Here is a 14,154-nt window from a genome sequence, read left to right as displayed (position 1 = left end):
CGGCCCACACCCCGGTTCGAGGTGTGGGCCGATGCACGTTCTGCCAGATCAGGCTGAGATTGATGACAGCCGGTTCACGGTCCGTCAGCCGATCCGCAGGAAGGTGACCGCACCACCGGTAATCGTGGCGTACCACAGGGGCGAACTCACGGTGTGCGTTAGTTCGACGGTCACCACTTCGCCCGCGGCGATCGGCGCCGTCGTGTTCACCACCAACGTACCGCTCGTCCCCGAAATGGCGGCACTCGTAGCGACGACTGTGGTGCCGACCAGCAACCTGGCCTGGAAAGTACCGGCCATTCCAGCGCCTGAGAACACGACATTGGCAGTCAACGGCACAGCTGCTGCACCACCCTGCGCCTGTAGCCCGTTACCGGAAACCACAGAGCCCGGATAGCCGACGGTGTCAGCGGTCCATCCACCGACCACGGTCCACACGTTGGGCGCACCTGTCACCACGTTGCCGTTCTTCGTCATCGCAGACGGACTGAACGAGTTCCCACCAACAAAGATATGCGGCATCAGTTGCTCACCTCCGCCGTTTCCACCGGGACCTCGTCGTCCATCGGCGGCCCAGGCTGCGGCTCGGGTTCAGGCTCCGGCTCCGGCTCCGGCTCGGGTTCAGGCTCCGGCTCCGGCTCCCGCTCGACGATCGCACCGGGGTAACCGGCCTCCGCGCTCTTCCAGTAGGGCGTACCGTCGGGACTTTCCGGTTCCGGACGAGTTTCGAGTGCCTCCCACTTCAACACGGGTCCCCCGAGGAACATAGTCGCCATCAGACGGTCACCCCCGCCAGACTCGCCTGCAGACCACGCCCCGCCGGACTGTCGACAGTGGTGATCTGCACCGTGATCCGATCACCGGCAGCAAAAGTCCACGCCCCGGTCAGACTGGTGTCGAGCGCGTGGTTGGCCGCACCGATAGTCGCCGAGGTCCCCGCGACAACCACGCCGTTCTTGCGCAGTTCGACCATCAGATTGCCGGTACCCGCCGTCTCGCCACGGTAGGTCACCTTCGACACCGTCAGCGCCCGCTCGACCCGAATCCCCTCCGGCACAGTAGTTCCCGCACCGACAGCCCGGATACCCCCGTGCGACTTGATGGCGATGTCATACGCCTGTCCCGCCGAGGTAGGAGTACGCGCATTCGTCAACCGCGGGTCCGAGTCGGCCACGGCATGGATCGCGCTGCGAACGGCCGCGTCATCCGCGGCGGTGAGCAGGGCGGTGCCCAGCGGACTCGCCCCGGTCAGCTGGCCGATCGGATGGGTGTGTGGCGTCGGTGTTCGAGGGTTCGTCAGCCGCGGGTCATCACCGGCGACCGCGGTCGCGGCGGTATCACCGATAACCGGCGGAAACGTGACGGGCTTGCCCGAGATCCCGCTCCACACCGTGGTACCCGCCGGCCCGCGCACGACAATGCCTTGACCGTTCGGTGTCCAACCGCCGACAGTCCGATAGATGTACAGCAGCCCATCGGATTTGACGATGTACTGGCTACCGTCCGGCGGCGTGACAGGGAGTTGCGGATAGGTTTCAGCCTGTCCGTCGATCTGGATGCCGTGACCTGCCGGTCCGACGACGACGGCGTTGCCCGACGAAGCGGGCACGGGAGCCGCGAGAGTCAGGTCGACCAGGCCGGTAGACCCCGTATCGGGGCTTTCCGGGTTCGGCCCGGAGACATATTTGGGAACCTGGAAACTGAACGGTTCCAACGGAATTTGCTCGCCGTCGTAGGAAAGATCGAACGAGACGCGCCAAGTCCACTCGGACGGATTGGTCGCGGGCCCGGGCGCGACCAGGCGCACACCGCGCTTTCCGCGCCAGGTCAGATAGCCGAACTCGTCGAGTTGGCACTCATAGTGCTGCGGAAGCTGGACATAGGTCGCCGGCGCCGGCTGCGCGTTGCGAACGAGGATCTTCGGCGCGTCGGCGATGAAGGTGATGGTGCCGCTCATGGGCGGGAACTCGGGCAAGTCGCCGAGGTCGGGGCCGTCGATCACGTTGGCGAGAAATCGCCCGACGACCTTGCCGTACTCGAGCGGAGGCAGATCAGCCATGGCTCAATACCTTTCGAGATGGTGTGCGAGGGTGCGCCGCATCAGACGGGCAGCGCACGAACCTGGAGGTGGGAGAAGTTGCCGTAGACCGAGTACGTGCCGCTGCCCGCGGCACGAGTCGCGACCACGTAGAGGGTGGCGGTTTGATTGGCAGGCACAATTCCGATCTGAGCTCCCGGCTCGACCGGGAAGTCGAATCCTGGAGAAATCAGCACGTGGCCTGATCTCGCTTCCCAGTGGCCCCAGCCCCGGGCGACCACTTCGCCGTCCGGCGCACCGATCCGAACCGTCGCATCGCACCGGGTCGGCGCCGCGGAGGAAAGCCCGACCGCACCCTCGATCCAGGGCCGCCACGCGGTCGGCTGCGCCGGAATCGTGATGGCTGCCAGTACCTTCGAGTCTTCCTTGAGATTCTGCGCGCTGAGGAATTGGTTGTTGCCGATCGTCCATGGGCCGCGCAGGCGAGGCGAGGGAATCGGCCGGAACTTCTCGGTGGCGCTGTCGAATCCGAGCACATAGCCCTGGCCGAGTGGATTCTCTTCGGTCACCAGGACGTCGGAAGCATCGGCGATTCGTCCTGCGGTGCCAGGGGCGCCCGGCGCACCCTGCTCACCACGGGGAAAAGTGATCTCCAACTGCTGATTCGGTGCCGTACCGAGAATTCGGGCCGAGGCGGCCGATCCGACCGCACCCGCCAGTCCGACACCGGTGAGCACGTTCACCGGGCCCCGGCGCCCCGGCTGCCGGAAGGCGTCATCGAAGGCGACGAACTCGGTGCCGGTCCAGTAGTAGATCGCGTTCTCCGACACCACGCGCCAGGCCTTGCGCGCATCGGCAGTGGTCAGCCCCAGTGCTGACAGCGCGGCGACATCGGCGATGTCACCCTGCCAGGCCCAAGGCCACGCCGCGGCGCCTTCTGCGCCTGCGACACCGGCCGGTCCTTCGCGCAGTTCGATCAGGACTTCCCGGTCGACGATCTCGACCGGATTCACGGTGTAGGGCAGACCGACCGAGTCGGCCACTCCACGCATGGTGATCGTGACGCCCTGGTCGAAGACGGTTGTCGGCTCGTCGTCGTTCACAACACCCCCACGGGTCGGGCCGTGCACACGATTTCCGCGCCGGCCATCTGATACTCGAAATTCGCCGAACCGGTGCGATGCAGGACCACGACGAGCGTCGTCGCCTGACCTGCTGGAATGACACCCACTGTGCTCGCTGGGGTGATGTTGCGCGCGCCGAAGTGCGGCTGAAACCGCGCTCTCGTCTGCAGGCCGGTGGTGTACCCGGTGCCGAGCGCGACGGTCTGCCCCGCCGCCGAGCCGATATGAACGGCGGCGTCGACGCGGGTTCCGAATTCGCTCGCAGTTCCGTGCGGGCGAACAACCACGCCACCGGTGATCATCGGAAGCCACGCGGTGTCTTGCGCGGGGACCTGCAGCGTTGCGATCACCATCGTCGTGGTCGTGACCGTGAACTGTGACGGCGCGAACCCGGGACCACCGTCCCACGCCCGATCCTCGCGAATGGTCCACGGTCCCCGCAGGCCTGGATAGGGTCGTCCCGACCATTTGTTCGTTGTCGCGTTCCAGACGGGCACCGTCTTGTCGGAGTGCGAACCGTCGGCGTAGTCCGCGGCCTGACGAATGGGCCCCGGGGGGCCGACCGGCCCCTCGAGCCCTTTGACGCCGCGGGGCACGACGATATCCAGTACGAGGTTCGGCGCGGTGCCGCTGACTGTCACCTGTAGGCCGGAGTTCGCCGGTCCGGTGGTGACGCTTCCGATCGTGACCGAACACGACTCACCGTCCGACCCCAGTGCGCCGAAGGCATCGGTGAAGGTGTCCATGCCGGTGCCGTTCCAATACGCGAGTGCGCCGGATGAAACGACACGCCAGGCTTTGCCTGCCTGGGCGCTGCCCAATTTCGCGGTGAGAGCGCTCAGGGCGGCGTGGTCGGCGATATCGCCTTCCCAGCGAAACGGACGCGCGGGCTCACCGTCTGGTCCCTGCGGCCCGGTCGCGCCCGTTGTCAGTTCCAGGCTGCCGTCACGTGGTGTGCCGTGCAGAGCCTGCACGAGTCCGGGCGTACCGAGTCCCTCGTCCAATCCCCGGATCAGTGTTGCGTCGAAATAGTTTCCTACCGAGTTCATGTCATCTCATTCCGTAGGCTCGGCGAAGGCGACGAGCGAGGCTCCTACCGGGGTGAACCCGATCTGGTCGGAGTCGGGGCCGGTCCCGATCCGCTCGACCGACACCACGAGGTGTCCCGGCTGACCAGCCGGAACTGTCGCGAAGTCGGAGCTCGGCGAGAGCGCCTTGGCGGTGGTGCCGTCGCGCAGGCACGGGAACAGCGCCACGTACATCCAGGCGCCCGGCGCGCCGATCCCGAACGCGGTGCCGGTCGCGACGATCGGGCCCTGCGCGCTACCGAGCCGGACCGTCAGCTCGGCGGACTGGCTGACCGTTTTCGAGTACGCGGCCATATGGCCGTACACGACCGGTCGCCACCGGAACGGCTGCGCGGGGATGGTGAAGGTGCCACCGTCGACCCGGCTGGTCGCGGCGACGTTTTCGCCGAGGAAGTCCTCGTGGTACCACCCCCACGGCCCCGAGCCCAACGGCGCCGGCGTCGAACGGAATCGACGGCTGGCACGGTCGTAGGCGAAAACGCCGCCGTGGCTCGGCCCGTTGGTGGTCTCGTAGTCTTCGGCTTCGGTGATCGTCCCTGAGTCACCGGGCGGACCGGCCGGGCCACGCAGACCCGCGGGAACCGTGGCCCGAAGCTGCTGGTCAGCGCCACGGCCGACAACCTCCAACGCCGGTTCGATCAACGCAGGTTCATTGACGGTGTCGGTGACCGTGATGCTGTTGGCCTCGGCCACCGGACCCGCCGGTCCCACCGCGTCGACCGAGTGCACCCACCCCGCTTCGGTCCACACGTCCATGCCGTTGTCGTCGAGCCGGTGCCACCACTTGCCCCGGTCCTGCGGACCGAGACCCGTGGGTCGCGCGGCACTGTCGGCCAGCACGCCCATCTTGCGAAACGACGTCCGCGGACGTCCACGCGCACCCGCGATTCCGGCCGGCCCGCCGGGCAGCGGCAAGTCCGCCACCTCTGGTGCCAGCTCGACCCGCGCGGTCAGCAGCGGCAACCCGTCGATATCGGTCTGACGATCCGCGCGCAGCCGCGCGGCGAAACTGATGTCTGCCATAGATCTCTCCTTTCGGTTGGCGGGCCGCTCAGAAAATGAGCAGGTCCATGTCGGCCCCCACGTCGGTGGACAGGTCCTTGATCGCCGAGGCGACCCGGCCGAGCCGCTGCCACGCCTTGACGACCGAGTCCTCTTCGTCGGACCCGTCACCCACGGTGATCTGCCACGACGCCGCGGTTTCGCGGTCGTCGGTGAACGTCAGCTCGGTGACGAAGTCGGTGAACACCTTCTCGCCCATGGCGAATCCGATCTGGTCACCCAGACCGAAGTCACGGCCGATCAGGTAGGGCGCGTTGTCCTGGATGGTCACCTTGTGGCTGGTGTAGCCACGAGAAAGATGCAGGCCCTGCCGCGCCGCGACGAACCCGTCGAGCGTGAAGGCCTTGTCGCTACCGGTGATGAACACCTCGCGGAACGCGTACGGGCCGGCCTTGTTGACCCGCTCCATATCCCGGTAGACCATCCAGGCGAGGAACACATCGTCGAGCTGGCCGCGATAGAGCCAGTCCAGCCCGATCAGCGACAGCAGCCCCTTGATCGCCATCTCGATGCCCGCGTTCACCCAGCCCGGCGAACGACCACCGACGATGATGTCGGTCGCAGTCGGTTTGTGCAGGGCGATCTCGGAGGCGCCGATCCCGGAATACTCGCCCTCGAAGTACCACACCCAGGGCAGATTCCGCATGGTGCCGAACTTGCCCGGCGTCCCGTACACGGCTTCGTACTCGTTGGTCGAATCGAACTTCGGATACCGCATCGGTGTGGTGCCGTCATCGGCGAATTCCTCGAACCACGAGATGATTCCGTCGAGCAGCGACCCGGTCGGTCCCGTAACGCCCGACTTGTCCACCGTCTCCAATACCACGGTCGGCTTGTCGAGGTAGAACCATTCGGGCGCCGGCTGCTCGTCCTCTCCCGGCAGGAAGAACCGAGCTGTCAACATGACACCCGAATCCTCGAGCATCGGCTGAAACAGCTTGTCCGCCATATCGAATCGCGCCGAGGCAGCACTCCACCGACTGGTGTCGGTTCGGGGGTCGACCGGAACGACCGCGATCGGAAACGTCGTGTTCCCTTGCAGCCGCATCAGATTCGTTGTCAGGTACGTCGTCACCAGCGTCCGGACCGGCCCGAACAGGATGTGGTGACGCGGGAACTGCGCGAGCACCGGCGCGAACGGACTCGCCCAGCAGCAGATCGTCGACACATGGTTCCAGGTATGAATCGCCTCGATGTCCACGGTCTCGACACCGTTGTCATCCCGCACGATCGAGGCCTTCGTGATGTAACCGTCCCACCGAAAACCCCTGGTGTTCACGGTAATCGGCAGGGTGGTGTCCGCATGGTTGCCGAACAGATGGTCGAAGTGCACCATGTCGCGCGGACAGATCATCTTCAACCCGCCGGCCGAGTTCCGCGGAAAACTCACCTGCAACGACAGGTAACTCCGCTCCTCCCCCACCTCCTGCATATCCTTGTCCCAGTACCGAACAAGAACCTCTTGATCCCGAGCCCCATCCTGCTCGACCCGGAACATCTCATCCATCCGCCGCGATTCCGCGTGCGGTTCCCAAACACCCATCCTCCACCACCTTTCCTTGATTTTGGGCATAAAAAAACCCAACCCGAACCGGGTTGGGTTTCAATGATCTACGGCCGTGAAATAACCATCGACCGTCACCGCACAATCGGCATGACCTCGTTCCTACATCTACGCCGCTTCGGCTAGTCGACTACAGTATTCTCGCCCTTCTCGGGACGGATCAGAACGCCACCCGTAATCAACCCATCACTCGGAATTCGAACGGTGCTCATCAATGGGATTTCGCGCAACTTCCCATCGAGCAACACCCACAACCCCAAGCAATCATCCTCCTCGTCGCGGATCAAGACCTGCACCGAGTACGGATCCGGCCAATCGAGACCTTCCAGATATGCGAGCAGTCCCCACCAGTTGAACCGAGAAAATTGCGCAACCCACATGTAACAGTCACCCGACCCGCGACATGACCCCTCGAAAACGGAGTCATCGACTGCTGTAAAGCACTGATGCCACTCGCGATCGGGATCCGGCACCATCAACGGTTCCATAACCGGCCACGCATCACGCGCTAGTACAATAACCTCAGCGAAACGACTCAAGTCCTACCTTCTTCACGCCGCGATGAATACCTCCCAATCCAGAAACCCCCTTAGTGCAGCTTTAGCCAAAATATCTAAACCATACATCTTCCGCGCAGCCGTCATCGTCAAGTAGGTTCTCAACTCCGGTCTCAGTGGCGCGCGCGAGCTTAGATAGTTCGCAAGGATCGGTCTCCGATCCAACGATCTCCGAAATGTCAAGTAATGCTGAAGCCAGTCGCGGCGCATTGAATTCGTAGCGCTCAGGCTGACTTCGACCGCGAAGATCAAATGGCATCCACGCGTCTATGTAGGTTTCCAGGGTCACAATGAGGTAATCGGCGATGCAATTTACAGACAACAAAAATGCCAGAGGTTCACGAATGGAATCATCTTTCGGATCGAATCTACTGGAGAGCCAGGAATAAGTTACAGATGATCCGACAATAAACTTGCTACTCAAATCAAGAGTTTTGCCACTCACCCAATCTAATAGGTCTGATTCCAGCAGTGATCCAATCGCCCGGTATTCGCCCATACCATCGGATATCAACTCGCCATCATCACTTCTGACGTGCACGCTGGTTACGGACTCGCCAACCGAAATACCATGCCTTACCAAGGCATCTTGAATGCTAGCATGAATAGTGCAACTTTCGCCGATGACCGCATATCCCGAGATTCCCCGACCAAGTAGATCCATTCCCCATTGCCACCTGGCCACAGGCCAATCTACCTTCATTCTACCTTTCACCTCCCGGCATAAACCGACCATTCTTCGGAACTAGGATACTACCATCAGAGGCTCGAACCATCACCTGGACAGAACTCTGCTGGTACAAAAGGTCCAACCGGGCACGGAAAGGTTCGATGAGTTCGAGTGTCAAATTCGTATCTATGACTACGGTCTTGATATCCACACCCGATTCAACCACCTGCTGGGCAGCTTTAAAGGCATTGTCGATTACCTTCTTTGGATTCTCAGAGCGGACGGCCTTGAACTGCCATCCGAAAGTGGTACCTGCACTGTCGACTGCAAGGACATCCAGATCTGTCGCCTTGCCGGCAGACAACCCTGGCCTAATCGTATCGCCAGCCTTGACCTCAAAGGAAACCTCTTTGACACCGGCGGCACTGAGGCGCTCCGCTAACCGCAATTGCTCCAGCGCGCCCGCGAGCATGTCAGGACGCACCAAGCTAGATGCGACGGTTGAGAAATTCCTCATCCCGTGATAGCGACCGGAAGATACCAATTCTGCGATTTCGTACCCTAATGGATGCTCGGCCAGAGTCTTGGCAATCTTGGGGATGTCGCCAGGTTTGACCGCCGTACTGGCCAGCGCCTTCCTAATACTGCTTTCGATACCCTTCTGGTTAGGGGCACCGATTTGTGGCGCGGATGTATCCGGCTGCCGTGCACCATCGGAACCTCTATCAGCCCGCTGAGTTGCCGCGAAGGCCTTCGGCTCTACGGGTGACCTAGCAGAAACGCGGCCGGCGCCGCCCTCCGCAACAAGACCCGATGGTCCTGTGTTTTCAAGAAACTCAGCCAATACCCTAGTGATAACTTCGACTGACTTCGCCGGCCGACTACTCCAGTTTTCCAATTGGCCCAGTTTTTCGCGGCCATAATTTCCAATCTTTGAAGCAATCTCCTCCACCAACACTTTCGGTGAAATTTTCCGTCCATCAAGATAGCGGGTCGCCGTGTTACCTATCGATGACCTCGAATGGACTGATGTCGGCCTGGTTCCACCTGGACGTCCTACACCCGCGGCCCTGAATAGCAGAACGCTGGCCGCCGTTGCAGTGCCGAATTCGAACACCGATCCAACGGTGTCGTCTTTCCACTGTTTAAGCGGAATTCCGGTGAGGTCTTTGACCAATTCGTCTTCGCGGTCCGGCGGCTGGTAGGTTGTGGATCCCCGAACCAAGTCTGATCCGCGTAGCGTGTCATAACCCTGCATGACCGCGTATTTCGGGAGCGCCAGATAGAACATGGCGGCGCCTTTGGCCAAGCCCACCGCTGCCGTCCCGGCGTTTGCGAATCTGTTCGGAGCGTCGTAGGTTACGTGGAATGTTCCGTATTGGTCGACTCGCACGGATGATATCCCCTGCATGCCGTCCCGAGCCATATGAAATGGGGCTCCAACGGTATCAGAAATCAGAGATCCAAAGCTGGACAATCCGCGCTTGGTTGCATTCCATGCGCGTGTATCCCACGGCTGTACCGGTGCACCGATCTCCTTTCTCCAGGCTTCGTTTCCATTGGCATCGAAATGAATCGTGGTTCGACCAGACTGGGTCGTCTGAGATCCATCAGGAAATATCGTGTCGAGACGGGGCCGACCATCCTTGCCCAGGGAGAAGTCGGTGATTACACCGAGATAATTCATCCGGTACGTATGGCCGTTCTCGACTCGCAGCCACGACTGGTTACCGTCCTTGTCCGGCTCTCCCTGCCAATGGTTGTCCTGTTCGTCGATCAGCCATCCGGAACGGTTGGTAAACATTTGGCCAGTGAATTTCGACTCGAGCTGGCCACCGGGCGTCAAGCGAGTAGAGGAGACTGTAGCGTTGCCGAAGTTATCGACATGGATATTGTCGTAAAGGCCCTGCGAATTCCGGACTCCGATATCGACGCCGACCACACGGCCATCGGAGTCGATAGACAGCGTCCGCGCCTTCGAGAGATCGGGAGATGTCTCGAAGATCCAGTTGGGGATGCCCGACGTGGATGTACCCGGGGCGAAATGCTGTCCGTAGCCCAGCTCGTTCGGTCCGCCCGACTCGAAATAGGACGATCCGGCACCGACGTCGTCCTGCCACCGGATGTACTTCGCGGTGCCTTCGATCGACACAATGCGGGCGGTGGATACCACCTTGCCGGTCGAATCCCTGACGATGGCGTCAACGGTGTTCTTGCCGTTCCCCTCCGGGATCGTATACTCGACGGTTTGCCCGTTCGGACGCACTTCCGTCCAGGGCTTGCCCTGCTCACGCCCTTCAGTCACAGGCATGGGAAGTGGATCCTGGTTCGGACCGTTCGCATCCAGCAGCGGGTCGGTGGGGGGAGGAGGTGGGGTGACACCTGGCTGCGTAGGGCCTGGTGCTGGCGTCACTGGTACTGGTGTCGGCGTCGTCACGCCTGGTTGGACAGGCCCAGTAGGCGCGTTCGGATCTGTCACCACTGGTGGCGGGGGTGGTGGTGGGACAGCATTTGGAGTGGCTGCCTGCGTGGGGCTCGGTGTATTGATTCCTGGTTGGACTGGCCCAGTTGGTGCAGTCTGCGTGGGAATCGGTGTCGTGGGCTTTGCCGGCGTCGGGCGCTGCGGAGTAGTCGTTACCGGGTCAGAAATCGCTTGAGCCGAGGGGATCCCGTCGCGCGCCCGGCTGTCCATCGCACGAACCCCGAGCATTCGTTCATAAGCCCGCACCGCCGAAGTAGCCGTCACCCCATTCAGGTTGTGCACCCGTGGTTCTCGCGCGGGACGCGACCCAGATCCAGCCCCCAACGGGGTCAACGACGCCAACCATTCGGAGAGTTGAGTGTGGTCGTATGCGACGTAAGGCACTGGTACCACCATCGCGATACCTCCTTAGAAATCGAGAGAGCCCAATCCCCGCAAAGGGATTGGGCTCTCTCTCGATCGATGTTCAGTTGATAGGCGCGATCAGAACGGTCGCGATGACCTCGGTGTCACGGCTCCGATGATGCTCGAATCGGTAGTCCCGTCTTCGATCTTCACCACAATGTCGGTGCTGGCCCACGGGTCGAGCGAGGCGAGCCAGCGTCGGCCGGCGAGCTGACCCCACACGTTCACGCTGGCAGTGCTGCCCTCGGTGTAGACGCGAGCCGTGCGGTGACGCGGGTGGGTGTCGATCCGCAGCGTCTGGCCTGCGGTCAAGCGCGGCGTCTGGACCAACCGAGGCTGTTCCAGACCCTCGACCGGGTCGAGGATCGACCAACGGCCGGGGCCGTTCATCGTGTAGCGCGGCCAGGCCGGCTGATCCGCTGCGTTGCGCAGGCGCAGAATGCCTTCGCCCGCACCGGAAGCGTTGGTCCACACCATGGTCTCGTCGAAGTGCCGCTCAAGCGGATCCATCGCGGTCGCCGACATCTTGTACATCGCGAAACCGTTGCGCGCCGGATCGATATCGCCCGAAGGCTCAGGGGCGGTGTCGAGCTGGAACTGCTGGAACCGCCAACCCTGGTGTCGGGTGAAGTAGCCGACGGTCACGGGCTTGTCGGTGGACCAACCGCGGAACCATGCGTCGTGCACGGCGAGGAACTCGCGGACCGGATTGGATTCCTGCGCGCCGCTCGCGGTGGAGATGATGGCGAGGAAGTCCCATTCCTTCTTCCAGCGGACCGATCGGGCGAAGGTGGCGCCATCTTGGCGGGCACCTTCGGTGGCGAGGAGCTGGACCGGTGCGAACATGAAACCTGTTTGTGCCGAAAGCCTTACGCCTTCGCGGCCGGCATTCGGACCTGCCAGGTGCCAGACCCGGCCGTTGTTGTCCCACACCACGATCTTGGTGTCCTGCGTGTTGAGCATTTGGTGGATCATCGACCGAGTCCTCCTCCTCGTTGTGCCACAAACGTCTGGCGGCGTTGAACTCGGGCGATGGACATCTGCACGCTCTTGGGGTCCATGCCGTTGAAGTTGTAAATGTCGCCGCGGGCGGTGTGTCCGCCGACGCCCTCGGCCAGGTCGGTCAGACCGAAACCGGTGCCGACGACTTCCTTTGCCGTACTCGCCAACCACTCGACAGGCTTCGCGACGAGGTCGACGGCTTTGCCCGCGACGACCGAGCCTGCGACGGATCCGAGCACGCCGCCGATCGCCGCACCGGCCGGCCCCGCGATCGCGGTACCCAAACTGGCGCCGATGAATTGGCCGACCTGGCCCGCCGCATCTTGCGCCAGGCCCTTTGCAGCTCCGGTGATGCCCTTGACCAGACCGCCCGAGGCGTTGCCGGACGTGAAGCCTGAAATGGCCGATGACAGGTTCGATGCTTCGTTGTTGTCGAACGCCTCCTGTTGATCACCCGGAGCGAAGAATTCTGTGTCAGCGGTGATTCCGAGTTGTTTGGCCAGGTCGCCATTGACCGAGAGTGCGTCCGAGATCGCAGGAATGCCAAGCGAACCCGCTAGAGCTCCGAGCGTGGAGCCGACCTGCCCGAGGGCCGTGGTGTCGCTCAGACCGAGCGATGTGCCGAAGTTCCGCGCCAGCTCGCTGCCGACGAGGTGCCCGCGATCGATGTAGTCGGCGCCACCGTAGGTGGTGAAGTGTGTTGGTTCAGCCAGGCTCGTCCCGTTGAGACCCTCACTCAGACTCGGCGTGCGCGGTGTCGTGGACGGCCCAACTGCCGAATACCCACCAGCGCCGTTGGGCACATACATGACGCTGCTGGAACCGCCGCCGGACCCACCGGTGACAACAACACTGTTAGAACCACCGCCAGATCCACCGTCACTACCGAACCCAGTCGGCGTCATCGGCGAAGCACCGCCCGGCGCAACCGAACCACCGGCACCGCCCGACGACAACCCCGAGCTCTCCGACGGCATCTCACCGATCGCGGACTTCAACGACATAGACGCCGCGAACCCACCACCGAACCGAGACCCGATCGTCTGCCCGAGCTGCTCGCCGATCTCCGGCGCCAACTGCCCAGCCGGTCCGAGCGCTGGCGCGATAGCCGCACCCAACGCCGCACCGACCCGACCACCCGCTTCGGTCGCCGAGGCGACAATCCCCGCGGACAACGCCTCCGACAGCGCGGAAAGCGGTGCCGTAGAACCCTGTGCCGACGAAGTCGACTCCTGGGCGAACGCGGGCATCGCGCCCATCAGCCCCTGCGGCTCAACGTTGAGCGCAGCCGAGATCGGCGGCCCTTCGCCGGTGAACGGCGAGTTGGCGCCCAGGTCGACCTTCATCGGTTCAGGTGTGCGACGGCCGAACAGCCCACCCGCACCCAGCACAGGGGCCAGAGCGCCGCCGAGCGCCGCACCCGCGGTACCCGCGGCATTGATCGCGGCGCCGCCTATACCGCCGATCACGTCCGCGATCAGTCCGGTCCCGAGCAGATCGCGCCACTTCTCCGGATCGCCCATGCCCGTGTCGCCGACCAAACCGCCACCGGCGAAGCCGGGGAACATGTCGGCCAGGTATCCGGCGGAGGGAACCCAGCCGGCATTGATCGCTTCCAGCAGCGGCAGCGCACCGGCGGTCGCGGCAGCGTTGACCACGAACTCACCGTTCGACAGGCGCGCCAGGATCGAATCGCTGCTGCCGGTACCGGGACCGCGGACCGAACCGCCGCCCGCGTAACCAGCTGTGGCGCTGGTATTTTCAACTACTACATTGTTGATCCCGGCCTCGGGCTTCGCTGGGTTGAGCAGCGTCGTCTTCGACGAGAACTTGATCAGCCGGGTCTTGGTATCGGTCGCGTCCGTATCCGGGCGGAGCAGATCCATCGCCTGCCCGGCCACACGCTCGGCGATCGCGCCGGGCTGGGTGCCGAGCACATCGGACAGCACACCGAGCAGGCTGGCTCCGATCAGGCTGTTCGGCGGAATCCGGCCATCCTCACCGAGGGTGACCGGCCCTTCCTCCGGCAGGGTGATCGTGGCGGTCCCGCCGCCGGAGCCGCCTTCCCAGACGGCCCCGCTCGGCAGCCTGATCCGCTTTCCCGGAGCCGGTGTGCCGCTCGTGGTCATCGCAAGAACGTCCGGCAATGTCATCGCCGTTGG

12 protein-coding genes are annotated in these 14,154 nt (G+C 63.2%); all 12 read right to left on the bottom strand.

The window, feature by feature from the left end; all coding sequences use genetic code 11:
• Nucleotides 1–84 precede the first annotated feature (84 nt).
• Nucleotides 85–477 carry a hypothetical protein gene (locus tag ACFULV_RS07105; RefSeq protein WP_378653940.1) on the bottom strand — a complete coding sequence of 131 codons (393 nt, stop codon included), beginning with the start codon at nucleotides 475–477 and terminating at the stop codon, nucleotides 85–87.
• Nucleotides 478–521: 44 nt separating this feature from the next.
• A complete protein-coding gene (locus ACFULV_RS07100; RefSeq protein WP_378653937.1) occupies nucleotides 522–776 on the bottom strand; it encodes a hypothetical protein in 255 nt (84 codons plus the stop codon).
• The gene (locus tag ACFULV_RS07095; protein ID WP_378653934.1) at nucleotides 776–2,059 is read right to left on the bottom strand and encodes a hypothetical protein; all 1,284 of its coding nucleotides are present in this window, start codon (nucleotides 2,057–2,059) and stop codon (nucleotides 776–778) included. The genes ACFULV_RS07100 and ACFULV_RS07095 overlap by 1 nt, the downstream gene beginning before the upstream one ends.
• A gap of 41 nt (nucleotides 2,060–2,100) precedes the next feature.
• A complete protein-coding gene (locus ACFULV_RS07090; RefSeq protein WP_378653932.1) occupies nucleotides 2,101–3,141 on the bottom strand; it encodes a hypothetical protein in 1,041 nt (346 codons plus the stop codon).
• Nucleotides 3,138–4,211, bottom strand: coding sequence for a hypothetical protein (locus ACFULV_RS07085; protein ID WP_378653929.1), 1,074 nt, complete (start codon nucleotides 4,209–4,211; stop codon nucleotides 3,138–3,140). Before ACFULV_RS07085 ends, ACFULV_RS07090 begins: the two co-directional genes overlap by 4 nt.
• A gap of 6 nt (nucleotides 4,212–4,217) precedes the next feature.
• Nucleotides 4,218–5,273 (bottom strand): hypothetical protein, encoded by a 1,056-nt coding sequence (locus ACFULV_RS07080; RefSeq protein ID WP_378653926.1) that lies wholly within the window; start codon nucleotides 5,271–5,273, stop codon nucleotides 4,218–4,220.
• Between the two features lie 28 nt (nucleotides 5,274–5,301).
• Nucleotides 5,302–6,855 carry a phage tail protein gene (locus tag ACFULV_RS07075; protein WP_378653923.1) on the bottom strand — a complete coding sequence of 518 codons (1,554 nt, stop codon included), beginning with the start codon at nucleotides 6,853–6,855 and terminating at the stop codon, nucleotides 5,302–5,304.
• 143 nt (nucleotides 6,856–6,998) lie between these two features.
• Nucleotides 6,999–7,415: a hypothetical protein gene (locus ACFULV_RS07070; protein ID WP_378653921.1), complete on the bottom strand. Its 417-nt coding sequence runs from the start codon at nucleotides 7,413–7,415 to the stop codon at nucleotides 6,999–7,001.
• 61 nt (nucleotides 7,416–7,476) lie between these two features.
• The gene (locus tag ACFULV_RS07065; RefSeq protein WP_378653918.1) at nucleotides 7,477–8,136 is read right to left on the bottom strand and encodes a hypothetical protein; all 660 of its coding nucleotides are present in this window, start codon (nucleotides 8,134–8,136) and stop codon (nucleotides 7,477–7,479) included.
• Between the two features lies 1 nt (nucleotide 8,137).
• Nucleotides 8,138–10,414, bottom strand: coding sequence for a hypothetical protein (locus ACFULV_RS07060; RefSeq protein WP_378653915.1), 2,277 nt, complete (start codon nucleotides 10,412–10,414; stop codon nucleotides 8,138–8,140).
• Nucleotides 10,415–11,068: 654 nt separating this feature from the next.
• Nucleotides 11,069–11,965, bottom strand: a complete 897-nt coding sequence (locus ACFULV_RS07055; protein ID WP_378653912.1) for a phage tail protein — start codon at nucleotides 11,963–11,965, stop codon at nucleotides 11,069–11,071.
• Complete coding sequence (locus tag ACFULV_RS07050; RefSeq protein ID WP_378653909.1) at nucleotides 11,962–14,121, bottom strand: hypothetical protein; 2,160 nt, start codon at nucleotides 14,119–14,121, stop codon at nucleotides 11,962–11,964. Before ACFULV_RS07050 ends, ACFULV_RS07055 begins: the two co-directional genes overlap by 4 nt.
• Nucleotides 14,122–14,154 lie beyond the last annotated feature (33 nt).

The organism is Nocardia sp. NPDC057272, assembly GCF_042668615.1.
Lineage (GTDB): Bacteria > Actinomycetota > Actinomycetes > Mycobacteriales > Mycobacteriaceae > Nocardia.
This window is presented reverse-complemented; position numbering and strand designations above follow the sequence as displayed.